Origin of the sequence: Pseudomonas fluorescens (assembly GCF_018614655.1) — a bacterium.
Classification (GTDB): Bacteria; Pseudomonadota; Gammaproteobacteria; order Pseudomonadales; family Pseudomonadaceae; genus Aquipseudomonas; species Aquipseudomonas fluorescens_BX.
In genome coordinates, this window is the sequence record NZ_JAGGOG010000018.1 from 142479 (window position 1) to 165738 (window position 23260).

The 23260-nt window shown below is 59.3% G+C and carries 26 protein-coding genes and 1 pseudogene; 12 read left to right on the plus strand and 15 right to left on the minus strand.

Annotation, left to right across the window (positions count from 1 at the left end; all coding sequences use genetic code 11):
- Positions 1-27: 27 nt before the first annotated feature.
- From J7E41_RS18695 to J7E41_RS18710, 4 genes are all read right to left on the minus strand, one after another.
- Complete coding sequence (locus J7E41_RS18695; protein WP_214995036.1) at positions 28-1263, minus strand: RNA polymerase sigma factor; 1236 nt, start codon at positions 1261-1263, stop codon at positions 28-30.
- Complete coding sequence (locus tag J7E41_RS18700) at positions 1260-1754, minus strand: SRPBCC family protein (protein WP_214995038.1); 495 nt, start codon at positions 1752-1754, stop codon at positions 1260-1262. Before J7E41_RS18700 ends, J7E41_RS18695 begins: the two co-directional genes overlap by 4 nt.
- 33 nt (positions 1755-1787) lie before the next feature.
- Positions 1788-2132, minus strand: coding sequence for a YciI family protein (locus tag J7E41_RS18705; RefSeq protein ID WP_214995040.1), 345 nt, complete (start codon positions 2130-2132; stop codon positions 1788-1790).
- 66 nt (positions 2133-2198) lie between these two features.
- On the minus strand, positions 2199-2630 hold the full coding sequence (locus J7E41_RS18710; RefSeq protein WP_214995042.1) for a YybH family protein: 432 nt from the start codon (positions 2628-2630) through the stop codon (positions 2199-2201).
- Positions 2631-2778: 148 nt separating this feature from the next.
- Between J7E41_RS18710 and J7E41_RS18715 the strand changes: the two genes are divergently transcribed.
- The 3 genes from J7E41_RS18715 to J7E41_RS18725 are packed head-to-tail and all read left to right on the plus strand — an operon-like array spanning position 2779 to position 4792.
- Positions 2779-3294: a GNAT family N-acetyltransferase gene (locus J7E41_RS18715; protein ID WP_214995044.1), complete on the plus strand. Its 516-nt coding sequence runs from the start codon at positions 2779-2781 to the stop codon at positions 3292-3294.
- A gap of 42 nt (positions 3295-3336) precedes the next feature.
- Positions 3337-3591 (plus strand): helix-turn-helix domain-containing protein, encoded by a 255-nt coding sequence (locus J7E41_RS18720; protein ID WP_214995047.1) that lies wholly within the window; start codon positions 3337-3339, stop codon positions 3589-3591.
- A complete protein-coding gene (locus J7E41_RS18725) occupies positions 3584-4792 on the plus strand; it encodes a type II toxin-antitoxin system HipA family toxin (RefSeq protein ID WP_214995049.1) in 1209 nt (402 codons plus the stop codon). Before J7E41_RS18720 ends, J7E41_RS18725 begins: the two co-directional genes overlap by 8 nt.
- Positions 4793-4898: 106 nt before the next feature.
- Here the strand turns inward: J7E41_RS18725 and J7E41_RS18730 are convergent, their stop codons facing one another.
- Entirely contained in the window at positions 4899-5381 is a 483-nt protein-coding gene (locus J7E41_RS18730; RefSeq protein WP_214995051.1) for a GyrI-like domain-containing protein, read from the minus strand.
- Between the two features lie 197 nt (positions 5382-5578).
- On the opposite strand from J7E41_RS18730, the gene alaC reads away from it, so the two are divergent.
- Entirely contained in the window at positions 5579-6796 is a 1218-nt protein-coding gene (gene alaC, locus J7E41_RS18735) for an alanine transaminase (protein ID WP_169355925.1), read from the plus strand.
- 139 nt (positions 6797-6935) lie between these two features.
- Here the strand turns inward: alaC and J7E41_RS18740 are convergent, their stop codons facing one another.
- Complete coding sequence (locus J7E41_RS18740; protein ID WP_214995053.1) at positions 6936-8288, minus strand: GntP family permease; 1353 nt, start codon at positions 8286-8288, stop codon at positions 6936-6938.
- Between the two features lie 84 nt (positions 8289-8372).
- Positions 8373-8906 (minus strand): gluconokinase, encoded by a 534-nt coding sequence (locus J7E41_RS18745; protein ID WP_214995054.1) that lies wholly within the window; start codon positions 8904-8906, stop codon positions 8373-8375.
- 214 nt (positions 8907-9120) lie between these two features.
- Between J7E41_RS18745 and J7E41_RS18750 the strand changes: the two genes are divergently transcribed.
- The 5 genes from J7E41_RS18750 to J7E41_RS18770 all read left to right on the plus strand — a co-directional run bounded on the left by J7E41_RS18750 (position 9121) and on the right by J7E41_RS18770 (position 13893).
- Complete coding sequence (locus tag J7E41_RS18750; RefSeq protein WP_214995366.1) at positions 9121-10152, plus strand: LacI family DNA-binding transcriptional regulator; 1032 nt, start codon at positions 9121-9123, stop codon at positions 10150-10152.
- Positions 10153-10423: 271 nt separating this feature from the next.
- Positions 10424-11056 carry a glutathione S-transferase family protein gene (locus J7E41_RS18755; protein ID WP_214995056.1) on the plus strand — a complete coding sequence of 211 codons (633 nt, stop codon included), beginning with the start codon at positions 10424-10426 and terminating at the stop codon, positions 11054-11056.
- 11 nt (positions 11057-11067) lie between these two features.
- A complete protein-coding gene (locus J7E41_RS18760) occupies positions 11068-11805 on the plus strand; it encodes an NAD-dependent epimerase/dehydratase family protein (protein ID WP_214995058.1) in 738 nt (245 codons plus the stop codon).
- A 10-nt stretch (positions 11806-11815) separates the two neighbouring features.
- Complete coding sequence (locus tag J7E41_RS18765) at positions 11816-13231, plus strand: MFS transporter (RefSeq protein ID WP_214995060.1); 1416 nt, start codon at positions 11816-11818, stop codon at positions 13229-13231.
- A gap of 149 nt (positions 13232-13380) precedes the next feature.
- The gene (locus tag J7E41_RS18770) at positions 13381-13893 is read left to right on the plus strand and encodes a hypothetical protein (protein ID WP_214995062.1); all 513 of its coding nucleotides are present in this window, start codon (positions 13381-13383) and stop codon (positions 13891-13893) included.
- Positions 13894-13980: 87 nt separating this feature from the next.
- On the opposite strand, the gene J7E41_RS28550 is transcribed toward J7E41_RS18770, so the two are convergent.
- The 3 genes and pseudogenes from J7E41_RS28550 to J7E41_RS18780 form a co-directional block, all read right to left on the minus strand.
- Positions 13981-14550: a methyl-accepting chemotaxis protein gene (locus J7E41_RS28550; RefSeq protein ID WP_435304131.1), complete on the minus strand. Its 570-nt coding sequence runs from the start codon at positions 14548-14550 to the stop codon at positions 13981-13983.
- Positions 14524-15300, minus strand: a pseudogene (locus J7E41_RS28555) (PAS domain-containing protein); the annotation flags it as partial. The pseudogene J7E41_RS28555 and the gene J7E41_RS28550, both read right to left, overlap by 27 nt.
- 305 nt (positions 15301-15605) lie before the next feature.
- On the minus strand, positions 15606-16475 hold the full coding sequence (locus tag J7E41_RS18780) for a LysR family transcriptional regulator (RefSeq protein ID WP_214995065.1): 870 nt from the start codon (positions 16473-16475) through the stop codon (positions 15606-15608).
- A 96-nt stretch (positions 16476-16571) separates the two neighbouring features.
- Between J7E41_RS18780 and gstA the strand changes: the two genes are divergently transcribed.
- A complete protein-coding gene (gene gstA, locus J7E41_RS18785) occupies positions 16572-17174 on the plus strand; it encodes a glutathione transferase GstA (RefSeq protein ID WP_214995067.1) in 603 nt (200 codons plus the stop codon).
- Positions 17175-17241: 67 nt separating this feature from the next.
- On the opposite strand, the gene J7E41_RS18790 is transcribed toward gstA, so the two are convergent.
- From J7E41_RS18790 to J7E41_RS18805, 4 genes are all read right to left on the minus strand, one after another.
- Positions 17242-18255 (minus strand): ABC transporter substrate-binding protein, encoded by a 1014-nt coding sequence (locus J7E41_RS18790; RefSeq protein WP_214995069.1) that lies wholly within the window; start codon positions 18253-18255, stop codon positions 17242-17244.
- 74 nt (positions 18256-18329) lie between these two features.
- Positions 18330-18839, minus strand: a complete 510-nt coding sequence (locus J7E41_RS18795) for a sigma-70 family RNA polymerase sigma factor (RefSeq protein ID WP_214995071.1) — start codon at positions 18837-18839, stop codon at positions 18330-18332.
- Between the two features lie 218 nt (positions 18840-19057).
- Positions 19058-19849 carry a phosphate/phosphite/phosphonate ABC transporter substrate-binding protein gene (locus tag J7E41_RS18800; protein WP_214995073.1) on the minus strand — a complete coding sequence of 264 codons (792 nt, stop codon included), beginning with the start codon at positions 19847-19849 and terminating at the stop codon, positions 19058-19060.
- Between the two features lie 10 nt (positions 19850-19859).
- Positions 19860-20801: a fatty acid desaturase gene (locus tag J7E41_RS18805; RefSeq protein WP_214995075.1), complete on the minus strand. Its 942-nt coding sequence runs from the start codon at positions 20799-20801 to the stop codon at positions 19860-19862.
- A gap of 450 nt (positions 20802-21251) precedes the next feature.
- On the opposite strand from J7E41_RS18805, the gene J7E41_RS18810 reads away from it, so the two are divergent.
- Both J7E41_RS18810 and J7E41_RS18815 read left to right on the plus strand, forming a co-directional pair.
- The gene (locus J7E41_RS18810; RefSeq protein ID WP_214995076.1) at positions 21252-21689 is read left to right on the plus strand and encodes a GNAT family N-acetyltransferase; all 438 of its coding nucleotides are present in this window, start codon (positions 21252-21254) and stop codon (positions 21687-21689) included.
- A gap of 59 nt (positions 21690-21748) precedes the next feature.
- The gene (locus J7E41_RS18815) at positions 21749-22567 is read left to right on the plus strand and encodes a class I SAM-dependent methyltransferase (RefSeq protein WP_214995077.1); all 819 of its coding nucleotides are present in this window, start codon (positions 21749-21751) and stop codon (positions 22565-22567) included.
- Positions 22568-22718: 151 nt separating this feature from the next.
- Here J7E41_RS18815 and def read toward each other — a convergent pair whose 3' ends face one another.
- On the minus strand, positions 22719-23258 hold the full coding sequence (gene def / locus J7E41_RS18820) for a peptide deformylase (RefSeq protein ID WP_214995078.1): 540 nt from the start codon (positions 23256-23258) through the stop codon (positions 22719-22721).
- Positions 23259-23260 lie beyond the last annotated feature (2 nt).

A 23260-nucleotide genomic window follows, 5' to 3' on the forward strand; every position in this document is an offset into this window, starting at 1 on the left:
TGCGGCGGCCAGTGCACAGTTCCCACATTATTCCGACTGACGGAGCTCAGCCAAACGCCCCTCGATAAAACGTCGTTCCGGGTCTTGCTGGGTGAGCGCCAACGCCTTTGCATACGCGACTCGCGCTTCCTCCACCCGCCCCAACTGCCGACAAAACTGCCCGCGCGCCGAATAGGCCAGGTGATAGTCCAACAACTCACCTCGCCCCAAAATCCTGTCCACCTGCTGCAACCCCACCAACGGCCCATCCCGCATGGCCATCGCCACCGCGCGATTGAGTTCGATCACCGGCGACGGCGCCGCCCTGAGCAGCACGTCATAGAGCCCGACAATCTGCGGCCAATCGGTTTCGCCAGCGCTCTGCGCTTCTGCATGTACAGCAGCAATCGCCGCTTGCAGACAGTAAGGTCCGAACCTGCGTGTAGTCAGCGCTTTCTCCACCAGAGCACAACCTTCAGCAATCAGCGAAACGTCCCACAGCGAACGGTCCTGTTCATCCAGCAGTACCAGTTCACCGCTGGCCGAAGTCCGTGCCGGGCGCCGGGACTCGTGGAGCAGCATCAGCGCCAGCAGCCCCATCACTTCAGGCTCCGGCAACAACTCCATCAATAATCGCCCCAGACGAATAGCTTCCCGCGTCAGGTCTTCCCGGGTCAAATCAGCGCCCACGGAGGCTGAATACCCTTCGTTGAACACCAGGTAAATTACCTGTAACACGCTGTCCAGACGCTCAGGCAACTCAGCCAGGGACGGCACTTGATAGGGGATTTTCGCCTCGCGGATCTTGCCCTTGGCCCGCACGATACGCTGGGCGATGGTAGCCGGCGTGGCCAGGAAGGCCCGGGCGATTTCCTCGGTGGTCAGGTCGCAGATTTCCCGCAAGGTCAGCGCCGCCTGGGCATCCGCCGCCAACGCCGGGTGGCAGCAGGTGAAGATCAGGCGCAGGCGGTCATCTTCCACGTCGTCATCACTCCAATCGACCTCTTCCAACTCCTCGGCCTGCGCCAGCAACGCCGGCTGGGACGCGGCAAAACGCGCCTGCCGACGCAAGCGATCGATGGCCTTGAAGCGTCCGGTAGACACCAGCCACGCGCGGGGGTTGGCCGGCACGCCGTCCTGCTGCCAACGCTCGACCGCCACGAAGAACGCCTCGTGCAAGGCCTCTTCAGCGAGGTCGAAATCGCCGAGCAGGCGAATCAGGGTGGCAAGAATGCGCCGTGATTCGCTGCGGTAGACGGCCTCGACCTGAGCCTTGACGGTCAATCGGGCATGCCTTGGGTCACCAGTGTCACCAGCCGATCCAGGCTCTGGCCCCAGCCTTCATGAAAACCCATGGCCTCATGCGCCTGTTTGTCTTCGGCGCTCCAATGCATGGCGCGTGCGGTGTAGAGGGTCTTGCCATCGACGTCTTCAAAGGTGACTTCGGCGCTCATGAAGGGCTTACCCGACGGAATCCAGCCCGGGCTGAAGGCATCGGTAAACACCAGGCGATGTGGCGCAGAGATTTCCAGAAACACACCCTGAGTCGGGTATTCGCTGCCATCGGGCGCACGCATCAGGGTGCGAAACAGCCCACCCACCCACAGGTTCATTTCGCACTCGGGCGTGGTCATCCCGTGAGGGCCCCACCATTGTTGCAGCAAGGCCGGCTCCGTCCAGGCGCGAAACACCCGACTGCGGGGTGCGTCAATCAAACGGCTGATGGACAATTCAAACTCGGCGGGCTGCGCGCCCGCCAGGGCTTGGGTATTCATGGGTAAATCTCCTGAGTTTTATGATTGTTTTGATCAGAGATTCAACTCGCGCACCGGACGCACTTCCACACTGCCCACCCGGGCCGCCGGAATGCCACCGGCGACCTGGAGCGCTTCGTTCAGGTCCTTGGCATCAATCAGATAGAACCCGGCAAGCTGTTCTTTGGTTTCAGCGAACGGGCCGTCGGTGATCGACAGCTTGCCATTGCGCATACGCACGGTGGTGGCGGTCGTGACGGATTGCAGAGCCTCGGCGGCAAGCATCCGGCCACTGCCCTGGATCGACTCGGCGTAGGCAAAGCACTCGGGGTCCTCAGGGCTTTCGGGCAGGCTGTGGAGCAACCGCTCGTCGCTGTAGACCAAGCATAGATACTTCATACGTTTCTCCGTTTTCGGACTATCAACTATGGCTGCGAATCGGCGATTTGCCGATTTTCCCGACGATCAGGGTTCCAGCTCGAACAATGCCGTGCCGGTTTGCATATCAAAGGGCGCCGACCAGTGCTCATGAACCACCCGCCATTGCCCATTGATGCGCTGATAACCCGCCGTAACGCGCATCCAGCACGCCTTCACTACGCCGTCCGGTCCGGCACCGCCGCAGTGCGCCAGCCAATGGGCGAAGGCACTGTCGGCAGCCGGCACGATGTGCAACTGATGAAACTCGAAAATACCCGGGCCGGGGCACATTTCCATGCACGCCTCCCAATGCGCGCGGTAGGCGGCCTTGCCTTTGAATTGCAGGGCGCCAACAGCATCGAACGAGACGATATCGTCGGCGTAGAAGCTGACAATACGCTCGATATCCTTTGCCATCACGGCCTGCTGCCAGTGTTCGATCAAGGTGCTGATTTCGGTTTTAACCTGGGTGTTCATGGCGATACTCCTTCATGGGAAAAATCACTACAGACACCCTTAGTCGAGTGAGCCGTCGGCAAATCGACACGCTCGCAAAAAATAAATGCGGGCACAACAAACCCGCTAGAATTTGCGACCTCTCTGTAGGAACCTGGATATATCACCCATGGAAACCCGCCTCGTTGCCTATGAGACGCTGACCGCTGCCCAGCGCCAGCAACTCAGTGCTCTTGAAGTCCACCCCGAACAACTGCCGTTTTCCGGCGATATCTACTGCGCGCTGAACACCCTGCTGGTCAACCCCAGCCTCGGTGTCAAAGGTTTCGCACTGCTGGCCGAAGACATCCCTGTGGCCTTCCTCCTGCTCAAACGCCCACCCTGCCTGCCCCACTGGGCCGACGAACACAGCGCCACCCTGCACGCCCTGCAAGTCGACCGCCACAAACAAGGCCAGGGCTTCGGCAAAGCTTGCCTGCAAGCATTGCCCGCGGCTGCACGGCTGGCGTGGCCGCAGATCAAGGCACTGGAGTTATCGGTGGACCATGACAATGTGGCCGCGATGGGGCTGTATTTGCAGCAAGGGTGGGTAGATAGCGGGGAGGCTTACAAGGGAAGGATTGGGTATGAGCGTCGGTTGGCGTTGGTGTTTGCTCAGATCAGCCTTGACAGCGAAAAAATGTAACGTATACATAACTTATGTTCTGCTATGTAATGAATATAAGACATGGACTTTTCAGTTCTCACTCAAAAAATCGGTAGCCAGGTTCGCTCAATGCGTCTGAATCGTGGCTATAAGCAAGCGGAGCTGGCACGTTTGGCGGGTGTTACTCGGCAAAAACTGATCGAAATCGAGCAAGGCAGTCCCTCGGTTTCAATGAGCGCCTACGCACGGGTTTTTGCGGCCTTGGGCAGTGAAGTCAAACTCGTACCTGCGTCCATGCCAACACTGGATGAAGTGGACGACTTGTTTAATGAATAGCCCCAGATTGCAGGTTCATACTCCTCAAGGCGCCAGTGGAAGCGTGTTCATCGGAGCTGATGACTATCTGTTCCGCTACGGCGATAACGCCTTGGAGCAAAGCGCAGTGAGTCTACTGATGCCTGTTCGGGCCGACGAATATCGTCGTCGGGAGCTGCATCCGATCTTCCAAATGAACCTTCCGGAAGGTTATGTGCTAGAGCAGCTTAGAAACCGCCTGGCCAAGACAGTGAGGGTCGACCCGATGCTGTTACTCGCATTGTCGGGCAGCAGTGCACCAATCGGCCGAGTCTTCGTTTCTTCGGCTCAAGTCAATGAGTTGATTCAGCGTAACAGCCCGCCTGCCAACGGTGAGAGTCTGGCGCAGATTCTCGCCTGGGATGGCGCCGAAGACCTGTTCGCCGATTTGGTAGACCGGTACATCCTGCGGGCGGGTATTTCCGGAGTGCAACCCAAGGTACTGGTACCGGAATCCCCACAGACACCAGAGCAGAAATTCACGTCGAAAACCAATGACCTGATTATCAAAAGTGGACGCGACGAGTTCCCCGGACTGGCCATTAACGAATACCTGTGCATGTCCATTGCCAGAGACGCGGGCATTCCGGTCCCGCCGTTTTACCTTTCGCAGAACCATAAACTCTTCATCATGCGACGGTTTGATCGGGATGAGCAGCTCAACCCCCTGGGGTTCGAAGATATGACGACACTGATGGGCCTATCTGCCGAACAGAAATACAGCAAGAGCTACACCATGATCGCCAAGGCCGTGCGCCTCTATTGCTCACCTGAGGAAGTTCGCAGCTCTCTGGAACAACTGTTCGATAGCGTAGCGTTGAGTTGCATCGTCGGTAATGGTGATGCACATCTGAAAAATTTCGGCCTGCTTTACAGCGACCCGGTCAAACAAGACGCGCGTCTTGCACCGGCTTACGACATCGCGAATACCACCGCCTATATTCCAGAGGATTCACTGGCATTAGACTTGGTCGGTAACAAGTCATTTTTTGCTTCGCACCTGGGCATCCTCGAGTTTGCGAAAACCTGCGATATCGAAACCCCCGAGGAGCGTATCCGGAATCTGCTCCAGACCCTTGAGACTGTTCTCAAGCGCGAAGACGACTATTGCCGACAAGCACCCAATGTTGCGCAGGCCATCCAAAAATCCGCGCAGGACTACCAACGTAGTTTTGGTAGCTGATTGTAATAAACGGCCGTACGCCTTGGGTTTCACCCGTTCGGTTTCCGCAAAGCCCAGGGGTTGATGCATGGCGTGGTTATCCAGCAGCGCATCCGAGGCCAACGGGTCAGGCCTTTGCTTCGACCGGTAACCAGATCTCCACCCCGCCCGTGCCCTTCCTCGCATCAAAATCAGCGCTGTAACGCTCGAAGTCCGGGCCGGCGACCTTGAACCCGGAGTGTGGCAGCCACTCGAACATGATGCGTTCGTAGGTCTGCTCAAGGGCCTGCACCGGGCCGTAGTGCGGGAAGACCGCATAGTGATGGGCGGGAATCTCAACCGACTGGAAGTTGCCGGGAACGTCGCCCCTGCCAGGTACTTCGACTCCGGCGAGATAGTCGAACTCACCGTGATTGGGGTTATGGCAGACGCCGTAGGTCACGCCACCGATGCGCTTGTTGATGTCGCGGATGCAGCTGTCGAACAACTCCCACAGCTTGGGAATGTCTCCCACCGTGGCTTTCGAGTAACGTCCTTCAACACCGGCGATCACCAGGGCCTTGCCCTCTTCCATACGCGGTGACAGCGGTTGGTTTGCCTGTTGGTCCATCTGAACAGTCTCCATCGATGAGTGAACAAAACCGTAACGAGTATAGGGTCATACCGGCACTTCGCTCAAAGCCCAAAAATACTCGCCGTCCCATCTGGACAACTGGCCATCATCGCCCGTATTGTCTGCCCCGCAGGCCACCGCAGTGGCCGACGTCGCTCGGACGGTTCCGGGCGCTTACGTAGTTAGAGGCAACAATGGCAGACCAAGGTTCGCCGCGCCGCTTTGCGCGCATAGATCGACTCCCCCCTTACGTGTTCAATATCACTGCCGAGCTGAAGATGGCCGCCCGTCGTCGTGGCGAAGACATCATCGACTTGAGCATGGGCAACCCCGACGGCCCTACTCCACCGCACATCGTGGAGAAACTGGTGACCGTCGCCCAGCGTGAAGACACCCACGGTTACTCCACTTCCAAAGGCATTCCGCGTCTGCGCCGGGCGATTTCGCACTGGTACAAGGACCGCTATGAAGTGGACATCGACCCGGAAACCGAGGCCATCGTCACCATTGGTTCCAAGGAAGGCCTGGCGCACCTGATGCTCGCCACCCTCGACCAGGGCGACACGGTGCTGGTGCCCAACCCCAGCTACCCGATTCACATCTACGGTGCGGTGATTGCCGGGGCCCAGGTGCGTTCGGTGCCGCTGATTCCCGGTGTGGACTTCTTCGCCGAGCTGGAACGGGCGATTCGCGGCTCGATCCCCAAACCGAAGATGATGATCCTCGGCTTCCCCTCCAACCCCACTGCCCAGTGCGTGGAGCTGGACTTCTTCGAACGGGTGATCGCCCTGGCCAAGCAGTACGATGTGCTGGTGGTGCATGACCTGGCCTACGCCGACATCGTCTACGACGGCTGGAAAGCCCCATCGATCATGCAAGTGCCGGGCGCCAAGGACATTGCGGTGGAGTTTTTCACCCTGTCCAAGAGCTACAACATGGCCGGCTGGCGCATTGGTTTCATGGTGGGTAACGCAGAACTGGTCAACGCCCTGGCGCGGATCAAGAGTTACCACGACTACGGCACCTTCACCCCGCTGCAAGTCGCGGCGATTGCCGCGCTGGAAGGCGATCAGCAATGCGTGAAAGACATCGCCGACCAGTATCGCCAACGCCGTAACGTGCTGGTCAAAGGCCTGCATGAGTTGGGCTGGATGGTGGAAAACCCCAAGGCGTCGATGTACGTCTGGGCGAAGATTCCCGAGGCCTATGCGGCCATGGGTTCGCTGGAATTTGCCAAGAAGCTGCTGCTGGAAGCGAAGGTGTGCGTATCGCCGGGGATTGGCTTTGGCGAGTATGGCGATGATCATGTGCGCTTTGCACTGATCGAGAACCAAGACCGGATTCGCCAGGCGGTGCGGGGTATTCGCGGGATGTTTCGGGCCGATGGCTTAGTCCAGAAAGCTAACGCCTGACCTGATCTAGCGGTAAGAACCCAATCAATGTGGGAGCGGGCTTGCTCGCGAAGGCGATAGATCAGTCGATATCTTAGTTGACTGACCCACCGCATTCGCGAGCAAGCCCGCTCCCACATTTGGTTTTGTGGTGTGCCTGTCAGAGCACCAGCGACAGCAACATGATGAAGCCCAATGCCACAACGGACAGAATGGTCTCCATCGCCGTCCAGGTCTTGAAGGTTTCAGCCACGGTCATATTGAAGTACTGCTTCACCAGCCAGAACCCCGCATCGTTGACGTGAGACAACACCAACGACCCCGCCCCCGTCGCCAATACCAGCAACTCGCGGTTCACCCCCGGAATCATCCCGACCACCGGCACCACAATGCCTGCACCCGTAATGGTCGCCACGGTCGCGGAACCGGTGGCCACGCGAATCACCGCCGCCACCAGCCACGCCAGCAGGATCGGGTTGATCTGCGCGGTCACCGCCATTTGGCCGATCACATCACCCACGCCGCTGGTCACCAGCATCTGCTTGAAACCGCCACCGGCACCGATGATCAGGATGATCGCTGCAGTGGGCGCCAGGCTGGCGTCAAGCAGCTTGAGGATTTGCTTGGAACCAATGCCCTGGCGATGGCCAAAGGTGTACAGCGACAGCAGCAAGGCCAGCAGCAATGCAGTGATCGGGTGACCGATCATGTCCATCCAGTTGCGAATCGCGTGGCCGTCCGGCAGGGCGACGTCGGCGAAGGTTTTCAACAGCATCAGGAACACCGGCAGCAGCACGGTGATCAGCGTCACGCTGAAACTCGGCAGGGTTTTGGATTCCGGCTCACGGGCCAGTTGGTCCACCAGTTCCTGGGACGGATTGCCCGGGATGTACTTGGAGATAAACGAACCGTAGAGCGGGCCGGCGATGATGGCGGTAGGCAGCGCGACGATCAGGCCGTAGAGAATCGTCTTGCCGATGTCGGCACCAAATACGCCGATGGCCAACAGCGGGCCCGGGTGCGGCGGTACCAGGCCGTGGACCGCCGACAGGCCGGCCAGCAGCGGGATGCCGATCTTGATCAGCGACACGCCGGTGCGGCGCGCGACGATAAACACCAGCGGGATCAGCAACACAAAGCCGATCTCGAAGAACAACGGAATGCCCACCAGGAACGCGGCGAACATCATCGCCCACTGCACTTTTTCCTTGCCAAAGGCGCGGACCAGTGTCTGGGCGATCTGATCGGCACCGCCGGAATCGGCCATCATCTTGCCGAGCATCGTACCCAGCGCCAGGATAATCCCGACAAAACCGAGCACGCCGCCGAAGCCGTCCTGGAACGCCTTGATGATCTTGTCCACGGGCATGCCCGAGGTCAGGCCGAGAAAGCCCGCAGCGATGATCAACGCAATGAACGGGTGGACTTTGAACCGGGTGATCAAGACGATCAGCCCGATAATAGTGACCACTGCATCAAGCAGCAGATAAGACTCGTGGGACATGCCAAACATGGGGGTCTCTCCTGTTTGTTGTTGTTATTAAAGCCGGTGTTGAATTTCGTGCCGTCAGATAGCGCTATCTTGTCAGGCAAAAAATTATTGGATGGGTTCAAAGCCGTGTTCAAGCCACCAGGCATGGGTTTGCTTGGCCAGGTCCTCGACGCTGTCTTCGCTGGCGTTCAAGGCCAGGGTCAGCGGCTCGCCCTTCGGCGATTCGAGGGTCGCGAACTGGCTGTCGATCAGGCTCGCGGGCATGAAATGGCCGGGGCGATGGGAAACACGGTCGGCGGCCACCTCCCGGGTCAGTTCCAGAAAGACAAAACCCAGGCCCGGCGCAGCTTCGCGCAGGTGGTCGCGGTATTTTTTCTTCAGGGCGGAACAGGTCAGGACCGGATGTTGGCCGGCTTTCAGCGAGCGGCGCAATTCATCACAGAGGATATCGAGCCAGCCGGCACGATCGTCGTCGTTAAGCGGATGACCGGCACTCATCTTTTCGATATTGGCGGCGGGGTGAAAGCTATCGCCTTCAATGGCGGTGGCGCCGTTCAACAGGCACAGGGCCTCGCTGACGCTGGACTTGCCACAGCCGGAAACACCCATGATGACCAGGGCGGTAACAGGTTGACTCATGAAACACCTCAGGACGCAGATAGCGCTACCTTTGCCAGCCTTAAGGCTAGTGCAAAAACAGGCTTTTCCCGCGCCGTCTTGTCATTTTTATGGAGTGACGCGTGCATCCTCTCCAAGCACCCTCGAGCAAGATCAGGCAACCCAACGCTCAAGGATTTGCAGGCCTCTGGAGACAGCGCTACCTTAGTGCCTCGATTTTTGTTTGGCAAGCCGCCTGATGACCCCCAAGAACGATAAAAATACCCGCACGACGGGACGCCCCACCCTGAACGAAGTCGCCCGAATGGCTGGCGTCAGTCCTATTACCGCCTCCAGGGCCCTGCGTGGCATCAGCACCGTGGCCACCGAACTGGTGGAAAAAGTCCAGAAGGCCGCCGCCGACCTCAACTACGTGGTCAACCCCGCTGCCCGCGCGCTGGCCTCGGCCCAGAGCCAGTCGGTGGTGGTATTGGTGCCCTCGCTGTCCAATCTGTTATTCATCGAAACCCTGGAAGCCATTCATCAGGTACTACGGCCCAAAGGCTTCGAAGTGCTGATCGGCAATACTCACTACTCCCGCGAAGAAGAAGAAAACCTGCTGCGCAATTACATGGCTTACCAGCCACGGGGTTTTCTGCTGACCGGTTTTGATCGCACCGAAAGCGCCCGACGCATGGTCGAGAGCTGCAATGTGCCCAGCGTGTACATGATGGACCTGGACCCCGCTGCCGGCCTGAACTGCGTAGGGTTCTCGCAAATCAGCGCGGGCGAGACCGCTGCGGCGCATTTGATTACCCGTGGCCGCAAGCGCCTGGCCTATATCGGCGCGCAACTGGACCAACGCACCTTGCTGCGCGGTGAAGGCTTTCGGCGGGCCCTGCAACAGGCCGGGCTGTATGACCCGGCGCTGGAGCTGATGACGCCACGCCCATCGTCGGTGGGACTGGGCGGCGAGTTGTTCCTGCAACTGCTGGCCAGCCATCCGGATGTGGACGCGATCTTCTTCGGCAACGACGACCTGGCACAAGGCGCCCTGCTGGAAGCCCTGCGTCACGGGATCAAAGTGCCGGAGCAAGTAGCGGTGCTGGGCTTTAACGACCTGCCTGCATCAAGCTTCATGGTGCCGCGCCTGAGCAGCATCAGCACGCCCCGGGAAGCTATCGGCAGGCGCGCAGCGGAACATTTACTGACACTGATCGCGGGCAACAAGATTGCCCGGCCGGTGGTGGATATGGGTTTTGAGTTGATGGTGCGGGAAAGTACCTGAGCAGCAGCCGACTGAGCGAGTCAGGTGAACTGCTGATGGGCAAAATCATGGATCATGAAGCCACCCTGTATCCAAAGCCAGAACTCGGTCAATGTGGGAGCGGGCTTGCTCGCGAAAGCGGTGTATCAGTACCAGAGATGTTGGCTGACACACCGCTTTCGCGAGCAAGCCCGCTCCCACATTTTTTACTGTGCCCACTTAACAATGTCGCTGACCTCTCGCACCCCTGCTAAATTGCCCCCTGCCAACTCACCATTGCCAGGAAAGCACCATGGGCCATTCGCTGAAAATCTTGGGTCGTACTTCCTCCATCAACGTACGAAAGGTCCTGTGGACTTGCCAGGAACTGGCCATTCCCTATGACCGCGAAGACTGGGGCATCGGTTTCACTCCAACCCAGTCTCCCGAGTTCCTGGCCCTCAATCCCAATGCTCAAGTCCCGGTGATCATCGATGACAACGGTGTGTTGTGGGAGTCCAACACCATCTGCCGCTACCTCGTAGGCCGGCACCAACGTCATGATTTGTTGCCCGCAGACCCTGCGCCACGAGCCAAGGTCGAGCAATGGATGGACTGGCAAGCCACCGAACTCAACCCGTCCTGGGGCTACGCCTTCCACGCCCTGGTGCGCAAAAACCCGGACTATCAGGACCCGCAACGCATCGCCGCTGGCGTGCGCGGCTGGAACGAAAAAATGCGCCTGCTGGAACAACAATTGATCCACACCGGCGCCTACGTGGCCGGAGAAGAGTTCACACTGGCCGACATCCTGGTGGGGTTGTCAGTACATCGTTGGCGGATGACACCCATGGAGCATCCGTCCTACCCTGCTGTCAGCGCGTACTACGAAAAACTCAGCCAGCGCCCAGGCTTCCAGGCCTTTGCCCTCGACGGTCATAACTAAAGGACTCCACGATGAAAGGACTCAACATACTGCTCACCGGCGCATGCGGCAGGATCGGCAAGACGTTTTTCGAAGCCTCGAAAGATCGTTACCACTTCACCCTCACCGACCGCATCGCGCCTGATTTCGCCCTCGACGACCATCGCTTCGTGCAGGCCGACTTGAGTGACAAAGCGGCCCTGGCAGCGCTGCTCGACGGCATCGACGTGATCGTGCACCTGTCGGGCATTCCCCACGCCAGCGCCACTTTCGATGAGTTGCTACCCAACAACATCCTCGCCACTACCTACCTGTTCGAAGCCGCCGTCGCGGCCAACGTAAAGCGCCTGGTGTTCGCCAGCAGCGCCCAGACCATCGAAGGTTATCCGGTGGACCGGCAAATCACCCCGGGCATGCCCGTGCTGCCGGCCAATCTGTACGGCGTGAGCAAATGCTACGGCGAGGCGCTGTGCGGGTACTACGCGGCGAAAACTCCACTCTCCACCATCGCCTTACGCATTGGTGCCTTTGAGTTTCCCGAGACCCACGACCTGAATAACGCCCGCGACCTCAGCGCCTGGCTCAGCCCTCGCGATGCCGTGCAGTTACTGCAGCGCTCAGTGGAAACCGAGGGCGTGAAACACCTGATCGCCCACGGCATCTCCAATAACCGCTTCAAGCGCCTGGACTTGAGCGAGACCACGCGGGTCCTGGGCTATCAGCCGGTGGATGATGCGTTCCAGACATTTGAGATTCCCATCACCTACTGAGTCCCGCGCCATGTCCTCACTCTCCGCGATGGCCTCGGACGGCATCGACCCGATCCGAGCCGCCCATATCAGCGCACGTATTGATCGCCTGCCTGCCGTTGCCACCGTCTGGCGCCTGGTAGCCTTGCTGTCGATTGGTGGTTTCTTCGAACTGTACGACCTGTTCCAGACCGCCTATATCAGTCCTGGCCTGATAAAAGACGGCATTTTTGCCACCGGCAGCCAAGGCGTCTTCGGCTTCTCCGATCAGGCAGCCTTCGCCTCGGCTACTTTCCTCGGTCTGTTCCTCGGCGCCAGCCTGCTCAGCCCGATTGCCGACCGCTACGGGCGCCGGGCGATCTTCACCTTCGCGCTGATCTGGTACACCGTTGCTACGGTATTAATGGGCATCCAGACTTCTGCCCTCGGCATTATCTGCATGCGTTTTCTGGTCGGCATCGGCCTGGGTATCGAACTGGTGACCATCGACGCCTACCTCTCGGAACTGGTGCCCAAGCGCATGCGCAGTTCAGCGTTTGCCTTCGCCTTTTTTATACAGTTCCTATCGGTGCCGGCGGTGGCGTTGATGTCCTGGTGGCTGGTGCCACAGGCACCGTTCGGGGTGTCCGGTTGGCGCTGGGTGGTGTTGGCCAGTGCGGTGTTTGCGTTATTTATCTGGTGGCTGCGTTCGCGGTTGCCGGAATCACCGCGCTGGCTCGCCCAAAAAGGCCGCTTCAAGGAAGCCGGGCAGATCATGGACAGCCTGGAAGCGCGCTGCGAAAAAGACCACGGCAAGCCCCTGGATGAGCCGGAACCCGAGGCCGTCAGCGTCCAGGGCAGCGGGCGCTTCGCCGATATCTGGCAACCGCCATACCGCCGCCGGGCGTTGATGCTGATTGTGTTTCATGTGTTCCAGGCCATCGGCTTCTTTGGCTTCGGCAATTGGTTGCCGGCGCTGCTCTCGGGCCAGGGCGTCAGCGTCACCCACAGCCTGATGTACGCCTTCATCATCACCCTCGCCTACCCGCTGGGACCGCTGTTGTTCGTCAAGGTCGCCAACCGCTTCGAAAACAAATGGCAGATCGTTGGCTCGGCCATGGGCGCGATGATCTTCGGCAGCTTGTTCGCCCTGCAAAGCAGCGCCGTGGGCCTGATTGCCTGTGGAGTGATGATCACCTTCTGCAATGCCTGGCTGAGCTTCAGTTATCACTCTTATCAGAGTGAACTGTTCCCCACCAACATCCGCGCCCGGGCGGTGGGGTTCTGCTATTCGTTCAGTCGCTTGTCGACGGTGTTCAGCAGCCTGTTGATCGGCTTCTTTCTCGAACACCTCGGTACGCCGGGGGTACTGGCGTTTATCGCCAGCAGCATGTTGATCGTGATGGTGACTATCGGCGTATTCGGCCCGCGTACGCGCAACCTGGCGCTGGAGAATATCGCCCACTGAGGGTAATGGCCGCCGACGGCAAATATTGGCCGTCGGCCGCACAATGCTTGCCTGGGAAAGGTCCTCATACCCAATGAATCCTGGCCTTTAGAGCCCGGCACGCTAATTGCTCAACCTGACGGACAGCCCAACATACCAGGTGCCCGCTCATGTTGATCAATACCAACGCCCAAGCCGCTTCAACGATCCAGCACAGCAAGCGCTCCGACATGGACCCGGCCAATGCCGCCGCCAGCACGCTGTACAGCGGCGCCTTGCAAGCGGCCCAAAACCCTACTGTCGTGCCAGCCACCACTCAAAAGAGTGCTGATAAGGCCGTCGACAATATCAACGAAGCCTTCGCCAAGACTCGCGTTCAGTTGCAAGCCAACACCTCGGCAACCCCTTCGACCACCGGCACGCCCAAAGCCGAAGGCACCACCACCGCCCGCAGCGATTTCAATGAATACATGAGCAAGACCCCGGCCGAGCGCATTCGTGAGCAGTTGCTCAAGGAACGTGGCTTGACCGAAGAAGACGTGCAGAAGATGCCGCTGGAACAGCAGGACGCCATTGGTAAGGAAGTAGCCCAGCGCCTGCAGGCTCAGCAGACGGAACAGGTAGCGGCGACTACCGCCAACCCGCAGGCTCAGGCGGTGAAAGATACCCTGGCCGCTATTTGACGCACTTGTGGCGAGCGAGCCTGCTGTGGCGAGCCCGCTCGCCACAACAAACCGGCTGCCACAACAAGCCCGCTTGCCACAACCAGGTTATTGCAACTGCAAGGTTGAGTTGAACTGACTGATGGCATCCACCACATGCCGTGAGCCTTCCTGAATCTCCAGGATCACCTGCCCCGCCTCGTTGGCCAGTTCCACCCCAAGCCCGGTACGACTCAAGCTCGACTGCATGCTCGACACCGCGCTCAGCGACAGGTCGTGGTTCTTGCGCACCACATCGACAATTTCCACCGTTGCCTGGCTGGTACGGGCCGCGAGGCTGCGCACTTCATCGGCCACCACCGCAAAGCCACGGCCATGCTCACCGGCGCGAGCCGCTTCAATCGCCGCGTTGAGTGCCAGCAGGTTGGTCTGATCGGCAATTGCGCGGATGGTCTGGACGATGCTGCCGATGATGTCCGACTGCTTGCTCACCGCGTCGATGCTCAGTGCCGCTTCGTTAAGGTCACGGGAAATTTCTTCGATGATCTGCACGGTTTGCTGCACCACTTCCGAGCCCTTGCGGGCACAGGCGTCGTTCTGCACCGAGGTGCTGTGGGCCGCCTCGGCGGCGGTTTGCAGGGTGGTGACTTGATCAGTGATATCGCTGGCGAATTTCACCACTTTGTACAGCCGCCCACTGGCGTCGAAGATCGGGTTGTAGGAGGCTTCCAGAAATACCGTTTGCCCGTGCTTGTTGCGCCGCTCGAAACGATGGGAGTGGTACTCGCCACGGTTGAGGGAAGCCCAGAACGCTTTGTACGCAGGAGAATCAGTTTCGCTGCGATGACAAAACAAACTGTGGTGCTGGCCGACGATTTCGCCCAGGGAATAGTGCATGGTCTTCAGGAAGTTTTCGTTGGCATTGATGATCTGCCCCTGAGGGGTAAATTCGATCACCGCCATGGAGCGGCCAATGGCATCGATCAGGCTCTGGTTTTCATGCTCGCGGTGGATCCGTGCAGAAATATCCGACGCCACCTTGATCACGCTCTGCACCTGATTGTCCGGACCAAACACCGGCATGTAGCTGGCCTCCAGCCAAACTTCCCGGCCGCTCTTGTTCAAACGCATGAACGTACCGCTGATGGGCTCGCCCCGGGCCAAGTCACGCCATAACGTGGAATAGGCATCACTGCGGTAGAAAGACTCCTCACAGAAGATCCGATGGTGCTTGCCGCGGATTTCCTCGGCGCCATAACCCATGGTTTTACAGAAGTTCTCGTTGGCGTTGAGCACCACGCCGTCGCGATCGAACTCGATCATCGCCATGGATCGGCTGATGGCGGCCAGCTTGGCATTGGCCCCGGCCAGCGCGCAGGAAAAACGCTCGATCTCCAGCAGGTCGGATTTGTGTTGGCGGTTAAACATGATCGGATCACCTTAGCGCTGTCTTTGAATAACGGTTAGTTCCTGGATTTGACCCCGTGCAACTTTTCACAACACAGGCAAACGCAGCCGTCCAGAGACCGGACAGGTGTCAGGCGATAGATAAATGATGGTTAATCGGAGAGTCCATGGGGCAACGCTCTTATCAAGTCATCCTTTTCTTGACGGCCCCGTCTGGGGTTGTGGTCAGGCACTGCTGTCGAAATCACCACCCGGAACACTTTATATGGCAAGCGCCATCCATGATTAGGGTGAGCATAGTCAGGGCGTGGCGCTATGCAAGGCCACTAATCGGCCAGCATCTGTAACAAGGCATTTACTGCCGCCGAGGGCGCGCGCGTTCGAGAGGTGACCAAGGCGAATTCACGGTGTACCGGACAGGTCAGCGGCATGACGCGCAAGCCCTGGCGCTGGGCTGGCAGGGTCATCTCGGGCACCAGCGTCACGCCGACACCTTCGCGCACGAGGCTGAAGGCGCTGTTCCATTCACGCACTTCCACGCGAATATCGTGTAATGCCAACCCGGCGTCCGTAGCCAGGCTGCGAGCATTGACCGTGCAGCCACCAGTGGCCAGTACAAAGGGCTGCTCCAGTAGCGCCTCCAGCGCGACGGTGACCTCGGCCGGGCGTCGGGAAAACGCATGATCCATCGGCAACACCGCCACCCAATTGTCTCGTCCCAACACCGTGGCCTTGCGCTCAGGCCCAGGATTGAGCACTACACCCAAGTCGATCAAATCCGCGTCGAGCAAGGTGTTGACCTCATCGTCACTGACCTCCAGCGCCGTCACCTCAATCCCCGGATAAAGCTGGTTGAAACGTCGCAGCAGGGGCGGCAGAAACGCCGCCAGCACCATCGGGAAACTCGCCAGGCGAATGGTCCCGCGCACCATGGGCTTGGACTCATCCACGGTTCGACGGATGGTTTGCAAGGCATTCAACATCACCCGCGCCTGCTCGATCACCTGCAAGCCCAGCGCAGTGGGCAAGGTGCGGCGGCTTTCACGGGCGAACAGTTGGGCACCGAGAGTAGCTTCCATCGCGGCCATGGCTTGGCTGGCGGCAGACTGGGTCATGCCGACCCGCTCTGCGGCCGCCGTGATGCTGCCGTTATCCGCCACGGCGACCAAAAGGCGCCAGTGCATCAGGTTCATCATGGCAGTAGCTGTCCTTATGGATAAATTCTGAAAGATTAATTTTACCCACGGTGCCATGCCCGGGAAACTGACGCAAATTCCGCAGGAGTCTGCCCGATGAAGCTGTACTTTTCCCCCAATGCCTGTTCCCTCGCCTCCCATATCGTGTTGCGGGAATTGGCCCTGCCGTTTGAACTGATCCGCGTCGACAACCAGAAAAAAACCACCGCCAACGGTGACGACTTTCTGCGGATCAACCCCAAGGGCTACGTGGCGGCTCTGCAATTGGAGAACGGTGAAGTACTGACCGAAGGGGCCGCGATCCTTCAGTTTCTGGCCGATCAGGTGCCCGAAGCGGGCTTGGCTCCAGCCAATGGCAGTTGGGAGCGCGTGCGCTTGCAGGAATGGCTGAATTTTATCTCCAGCGAGATTCATGGCGGCCTGGGCGTGTTGTTCAACTCGGCCATCCCGGAAGAGGTGAAGGCGCTGTTCAAGGCCATGTTGTTCAAGCGCTTTGCGATCCTGATACAAACCCTGGAGCGCCAGGATTACTTGCTGGGTGAGCGGTTCTCGGTGGCCGACGCCTACCTGTTTGTGGTGCTGCGCTGGGCAGCGTTTTTCGATATCGACCTGCAACAGTGGCCGGCGCTGGCGCAGTTTCAGCAGCGAATCAGTACACGTCCTGCGGTGATTGCTGCACTGGCCGCCGAAACCCCATGACCTGAAATGCAATCAACCTGTAGGAGCGAGCTTGCTCGCGCCTACACGGGGAGCGCCTGCTCGAACATCAGAGACTCCCCTTGACCTTCGCCGCCACATCCGCCGGCACCCACTGCTGCCACACCTGTGGTTGCTCTCTCAAGAAGGCTTCGGCCACTTGACGAGGCGCCGTACGTTTTTCAGCCATCTGCGCGAGGATGCCGTTGAGCAGGTCAATCGGCAGGTCGACCTTTTCAAAGAACGTCACCAGCTCGGGGTACTGGGTCTTGAACGGTGCCGAAACGCCAATCGCCAGGTGCGCCGGCATCGAGCGGGTGCCTTTTGGGTGCGGGTTATTGGCATCGGCCAAGGTCTTCCAGGCCTCAGCGTTGAATGGCGGTTCTTCCAGCTTGATCAGCTTGAAACGCCCCAGCAGGGGTGTCGGCGACCAGTAGTAGAACAGCACCGGTTTGCCGCGACGAATTGATGACGCCACCTCGGCATCCAGTGCCGCGCCGGAGCCGGTGCGGAAGTTGACGAAGCTGTCGGTCAACCCGTAGGCCTTGAGTTTTTGGCTGTTGACGATCTCCGACGTCCAGCCGGTGGGGCTGTTGAGGAAGCGTCCACGGGTTGGGTCTTCAGGGTCACGGAACACGTCCTTGTAGCGCGACAAGTCAGCCACGGATTTCAACTCTGGCGCCAGGGGTTTGATACCTCGTGTCGCGTCGCCCTTGATCACGTACTCCGGCACCCACCAGCCTTCGGTGGCGCCTTTGACCGTGTCGCCCAAGCCGAACACCTTGCCTTCGCTTTCAGCCTTGACCCAGGCAGGACTGCGCCCGGCCCACTCTTCGCCGATCACCTGAATATCGTCCTTGGCCAACGCGGCTTCCAGGCTCACGGTACTGCCGGGCAAGGTGTCAGTGGGATAGCCGTAGCCTTTTTCGACGATCAAGCGCAGGACTTCAGTGATCAGGCTGCCGCTTTCCCAAGTGATGTCGCCGAAGTGGATCGGTTTGGTCGGGACGGCAGCGGTGGCTGACTGTGCCAGGACGGTGAATGCCAGCAGCGAGCCACCGAGCAGGTTTTTTAGTTTTTTCATGAATAGCCTCTGGGTGATTCGTTTTTCAAAGCACAAGACGGTCCAGCGAGCCGCGCTGTCGATCAGTTCGTCACTCATTCCAGGCACAGCCGCAGGCAACGGTTGATGGCGCGGGTCATGTAGTCGCTGATGGAGCGTTGGGAGATATCGAGTTCAGCGGCAATTTCGGGATATGTCAGGCCATTGAGTTGCGACAGCAGGAAGGTCGCCTTGACCTTGGTCGGTAAGCCATCAAGCAATTGGTCGATGGCCTGCAACACTTCGAGCATTTGCGCCAGGTCTTCAGGGGATGGCGCAGATGAAGTTTCGTCCTGGTCCAGGGCGTCGAGGTAAGCGCGCTCCAGATCGCGGCGACGCCACAGTTGATACATCAGGCGCTGGGCAATGGTCGTCAGCAAGGCGCGAGGCTGGCGGATCGGCGTCACGCCCGGCGCGCTCAGCAACTGGACAAAGGTGTCGGCGGCGATGTCTTCGGCGTGGGTGCGGGAATCCAGGTGCCGATGCAAACGGCTGCACAGCCAGTCGTAATGACTACGGAACAATCCGCCCACATAGTCGCTGTGAGAAGTGTCGGCGCCGGACATAGTGGCTCCATCTGAGTTGGTTGCACGTTATGTCCGGTGTTCCGGTGGGGCGATCCTAGCAAGGCTGCTTATTCTTTAATAATACTTAAAATGCATTTTTATATAACTTTACTGTAGCCGCTGCCGAGGCACGAGGCTTCGCTGGGTTGCGTAGCAAACCTGGAGGGCGGTCCTGCGGACACGCATCGCAGACTCGTGCCTCGGCAGCGGCTACAAGTTCAACGAAGCCTTTCGAAACCCAATGCCTGGGCCTGCTGCCGGTAATCCAACAGCACCCGGTAATCCGCCTCACTGGCGGGCAGCACCTCCTGCACGCCCAGTATTTCCACCACCTGCGGCTGATCCTGCAACGCCTGGTTCATCGCCTGACGGACCTGCAGAATGTATTCGTCACTCAAGCCCCGCGCGCCGATGTAAGGCAGCGTCGGACTGATCGCGCTGCGGGTGACGATACGCAGTCCTGCGACCTCCTCAGGCGCAAAACGCGCCAGGTAGGCGAAGGTCACGCTGTCGATGGCGGCGAGGTCTGCACGGTCTTCCCGCAGCCAGCGCAGGCTGTCGCGATGACCGCCGCTGATGACCACACTGGCAAAGAATCGTCCCTGGTGATGTAACGGTGCCAGGCGCTCGCGCAGCAGGTTCATGCCGCTGTTGGAGTCTTCGCTGTTGATCACACCGCGACTACCAAAGAAATCCGCCAGGGTCGTTCGCGGGTTGTCGTCGCGGGTCAACAGCAGGCTGCAGTGATTGCCAGCGCTGCTGTCGGGCAGTTCATAACGGGGACGGCCGATCAGCCGCACTTGCCCGCGCAATTGGGTCATCAGCGGGTAGCCGCAGGTCTGGGTCAACAGCAGTTCGGGGGTGCGCCACAGGCTCGGAAGGTCCAGGCCGTCTGCGGTACGCCGGGTAACGTCGAGCCGCTCAAGGATGCGCGCCAGCCATTGCTCGTTGGCCTCAAGCACCTGCTGGGGCGCCACGTACATCAGCAGCTCGGCGTAGTGTTCGCTCATGCAAACCTCGTCAGACAAAGGGATGGCGCGGACTGTCGATGGTCTTGAGCCCATAGCGCCCGAGCAATCGGCCATAACCTTGCACCACAAATCCACCACTGCGCGCTTGCCACTGCGCTCGGCGTGCGCGGTAGACCCGGGGCAGGAAATACCAGGGCAGCTTCGGCAAGTCGTGGTGCACCAAATGCAAGTTGAGGTTGAGAAACAGCCAGGTCCACGGCCAACCGGCTTCGTTGATCACTGTGCGCTGCTCAGGTTGCGGGTGCGGGCGGTGTTCATAGTACGAACGGATCATCGCCACCGACAACGCCGGCACACTGACCAGTGCCAGGTAATGCCACACCGGCAGCCCGCTGTAACGGGCGATAAACACCAGCATCAGTACGGTCAATGCGCCATGGGTCAGCCACATCAGCCAGGCCTGACGCTGGCCTCGGCGCAGTCGCAGGAGTTCTTCCCGTGCCAGTGCCCACAGCGCTAAAGGCGCGCCCAGCAGGAAACGCCCGAGTACGGTTTTGTTCAGCCCGTGCAGGCTGCGCTCGAATAACGAGCTGCCGGCCCATTGCCCTTGCGTCACGTAGCGGCTTTCCGGATCAACGCCGGGGACGGTGAGCTGTTCATCGTTGTGGTGCAGCAGGTGGCTGTCGCGATACAAGGTGTAGGGATACCAGACCGCCAGGGGTGCGTAGCCAAGGAGTTTGTTCAGGGTTTTGAAACGGGTGGGATGACCATGGAGCATTTCGTGTTGCAGGGACAGCCACAGCACCACAATCGGGATCAACAGCGCCGTGCTCAGCCACCGGCCCAGCCAGGCGCTGCCCAGGACCACGGCAAACCAACTGGCGTAGACGCCGATCAACAACAGCCAGGTCGGCCATTCGGTGCGGGCGGTGAAGCTTTGACTCAGGACTTCGATTTCGAGGCGGTGGGTGTCATCGAGGTAGTTGGGCATCGGCAGGCTCAGGGCAGTCTAGGCCGACAACGAAAGTCGGTTTCATCCTGCTCTGTGCAATGAGGCGGGGAAATCTTGCAGATCGTTTGGTGCTTAGCTTAGAAGCAAACGTGTAGCCGCTGCTGAGGTACGAGGCTGCGAAGTGGTCCGCAGGAGCACTTATTGGGGGCTGCTTCGCACCCCATCGCAGCCTCGTGCCTCGTCAGCGGCTACAGGTAATCAATGACCAAACAAACCCGTGTCGGATTTCTTGGCTTTTTTGTCGGCGCGTTTTTCATCGGCGGTCTTTGCCGGTTTCTTCTTCGCGGCTTTCTTTGAATCCATACCTTTGGCCATGATACGTGCTCCACTTACAGGGGATGTAACAAGGGGTATAACACCTATTGCCCAACAGAAGGCGCTTTGCCCGACTTATAATCCCAGCCCCTTGATCACGCCTGTCGAAATACCATGCCCGAGTTGCACATCAATCTGCTGGCAGAGCCGCTTTGGCCGCTGCTGAACAAGTTTTACCGAAGCCACAACTCGCCGATGAAAGCCCTGAAGGGCGGCCAACTGTGGGTGGCCAGGCACAGCGAAATTGTCGCTGGCCTCTGCTTGAGCTCGGTGGTGGGCGGGCAATGGTTGACCGGGCTGTTTGTCGACCCGGCGTTGCGTGGCCAAGGTCTGGCGGCACGCTTGATTCGTGAGGCCGTTGCACCGGTGCAAGGCACAGTGTGGTTGTTCTGTCATCCGGACCTGGAAGGGTTTTATCAGCGCCTCGGTTTTACCCAGGACACACTGCTGCCCCAGTCACTGGCCGAACGATTGGTACGCTACAAACGCAATAAGCCAATGATCGCCATGGGCTTAGAACCGTTGGTTAGGTCGACCTTCAATAATGGATGATCAGCGGCTGCGGGCTGCGTGCTAGCCTCCTCGGCACAACGGCCCACACCAGGATGATCATGAAAGCGACCCTTGCGGCTTTATCCCTCAGCGCCCTCCTTCTCCCAACTGTGAGCCAGGCGGCCGAGGCTCCGGTTTCTGCCCAGCAATATGCCACCGTGCTGGCTGGCAGTTGGCGTGCACCGGCCAACAGTGCACGTGACGTGTATCGCCATCCGCAGCAGACCCTGGCGTTCTTCGGCCTGCGGCCCGACCAGACGCTGATCGAAATCACCCCCGGTGGCGGCTGGTACAGCGAAGTGTTGGCGCCGCTGCTCAAGGATCAAGGGCATTACATCGCCGCTGTGCAAAACCCGACCAGCAGCGCCTATGCCCGCACCTCGGAGGAAAGCCTGAAACAAAAATTCGCCGCCGACCCGGTCCGTTACGCCAAGGTTGGCTTCGTAGAGTTCGACCCCAAGGCACCGACGCTGGGCAAACCGGGTTCAGCAGATACGGTGCTGACCTTCCGCAACGTGCATAACTGGGTGCTGGCCGACACCGCACCGGCAACATTTGAAGCCTTCTTCAACGTGTTGAAACCGGGTGGTGTACTGGGCGTGGTGGATCACCGGGCCAAGGATGGTGCATCGCTGGATGACATCAAGCACAGCGGGTACCTGACCACGGCATATGTGGTGAAACTCGCGACGGATGCGGGGTTCAAGCTGGACGGGCAAAGCGAGATCAACGCTAATCCGAAAGACACCAAGGATTACCCGGATGGGGTCTGGACATTGCCGCCAGCGTTGAAGCTGGGGGATAAGGATAAGGCGAAGTATCTGGCGGTTGGGGAGTCGGATCGGATGACGTTGCGGTTCGTCAAGCCGGCCAAATAACTGCACATTTGTGGCGAGCGGGCTTGCCCGCGTTGGGTCGCGAAGCGGCCCCATTAAGACGATCGAGGTTTATCAGATAAAACTCAGTGACTGGTTTGGGGCTGCTGCGCAGCCCAACGCGGGCAAGCCCGCTCGCTACAGGGGTCATGGCTTATTCGTCAGCCGTAGGATCCATATCCGGGAACATCACCTCGATAAACCCGAACTTGCTGAAGTCGGTAATACGCGACGGGTACAACCGGCCAATCAGGTGATCGCATTCATGCTGCACCACCCGCGCATGAAAACCCTCGGCAATACGCACAATCGGTTCGCCCTTGGGATCAAACCCTTCATAGCGAATCCGCTGATAACGGTCCACCGCACCACGCAGGCCAGGCACCGACAGGCAGCCCTCATAGCCCTCTTCCAGCAGCGAACTTAACGGCGTGATCAACGGGTTGATCAGAATGGTCTGAGGCACGGCCGGGGCATCCGGGTAGCGTTCGCTGCTCTCGAAACCAAAGATCACCAGTTGCAAATCAACGCCAACCTGCGGTGCAGCCAAGCCGACACCGCCGACGTGCTCCATGGTCTGGAACATATCGTCAATCAACTGCCACAACTCGGGGCTGTCGAACATTTCCGGAGGAACCGGTGGTGCGATACGCAGCAGGCGTTCATCGCCCATTTTCAGGATGTCACGGATCATGG

Coding starts and splice junctions, on each gene's coding strand:
- gstA (WP_214995067.1), top strand. CDS start 16,572: ATGAAGCTGTACTTTTCCCCCAATGCCTGTTCCCTCGCCTCCCATATC.
- J7E41_RS18725 (WP_214995049.1), top strand. CDS start 3,584: ATGAATAGCCCCAGATTGCAGGTTCATACTCCTCAAGGCGCCAGTGGA.
- J7E41_RS18715 (WP_214995044.1), top strand. CDS start 2,779: ATGGAAACCCGCCTCGTTGCCTATGAGACGCTGACCGCTGCCCAGCGC.
- def (WP_214995078.1), bottom strand. CDS start 23,258: ATGATCCGTGACATCCTGAAAATGGGCGATGAACGCCTGCTGCGTATC.
- J7E41_RS18810 (WP_214995076.1), top strand. CDS start 21,252: ATGCCCGAGTTGCACATCAATCTGCTGGCAGAGCCGCTTTGGCCGCTG.
- J7E41_RS18755 (WP_214995056.1), top strand. CDS start 10,424: ATGGGCCATTCGCTGAAAATCTTGGGTCGTACTTCCTCCATCAACGTA.
- J7E41_RS18805 (WP_214995075.1), bottom strand. CDS start 20,801: ATGCCCAACTACCTCGATGACACCCACCGCCTCGAAATCGAAGTCCTG.
- J7E41_RS18760 (WP_214995058.1), top strand. CDS start 11,068: ATGAAAGGACTCAACATACTGCTCACCGGCGCATGCGGCAGGATCGGC.
- J7E41_RS18720 (WP_214995047.1), top strand. CDS start 3,337: ATGGACTTTTCAGTTCTCACTCAAAAAATCGGTAGCCAGGTTCGCTCA.
- J7E41_RS18770 (WP_214995062.1), top strand. CDS start 13,381: ATGTTGATCAATACCAACGCCCAAGCCGCTTCAACGATCCAGCACAGC.
- J7E41_RS18710 (WP_214995042.1), bottom strand. CDS start 2,630: ATGAACACCCAGGTTAAAACCGAAATCAGCACCTTGATCGAACACTGG.
- J7E41_RS18790 (WP_214995069.1), bottom strand. CDS start 18,255: ATGAAAAAACTAAAAAACCTGCTCGGTGGCTCGCTGCTGGCATTCACC.
- J7E41_RS18765 (WP_214995060.1), top strand. CDS start 11,816: ATGTCCTCACTCTCCGCGATGGCCTCGGACGGCATCGACCCGATCCGA.
- J7E41_RS18740 (WP_214995053.1), bottom strand. CDS start 8,288: ATGTTTGGCATGTCCCACGAGTCTTATCTGCTGCTTGATGCAGTGGTC.
- J7E41_RS18795 (WP_214995071.1), bottom strand. CDS start 18,839: ATGTCCGGCGCCGACACTTCTCACAGCGACTATGTGGGCGGATTGTTC.
- J7E41_RS18800 (WP_214995073.1), bottom strand. CDS start 19,849: ATGAGCGAACACTACGCCGAGCTGCTGATGTACGTGGCGCCCCAGCAG.
- J7E41_RS18815 (WP_214995077.1), top strand. CDS start 21,749: ATGAAAGCGACCCTTGCGGCTTTATCCCTCAGCGCCCTCCTTCTCCCA.
- J7E41_RS18780 (WP_214995065.1), bottom strand. CDS start 16,475: ATGATGAACCTGATGCACTGGCGCCTTTTGGTCGCCGTGGCGGATAAC.
- J7E41_RS18730 (WP_214995051.1), bottom strand. CDS start 5,381: ATGGACCAACAGGCAAACCAACCGCTGTCACCGCGTATGGAAGAGGGC.
- J7E41_RS18705 (WP_214995040.1), bottom strand. CDS start 2,132: ATGAAGTATCTATGCTTGGTCTACAGCGACGAGCGGTTGCTCCACAGC.
- J7E41_RS18745 (WP_214995054.1), bottom strand. CDS start 8,906: ATGAGTCAACCTGTTACCGCCCTGGTCATCATGGGTGTTTCCGGCTGT.
- alaC (WP_169355925.1), top strand. CDS start 5,579: ATGGCAGACCAAGGTTCGCCGCGCCGCTTTGCGCGCATAGATCGACTC.
- J7E41_RS18700 (WP_214995038.1), bottom strand. CDS start 1,754: ATGAATACCCAAGCCCTGGCGGGCGCGCAGCCCGCCGAGTTTGAATTG.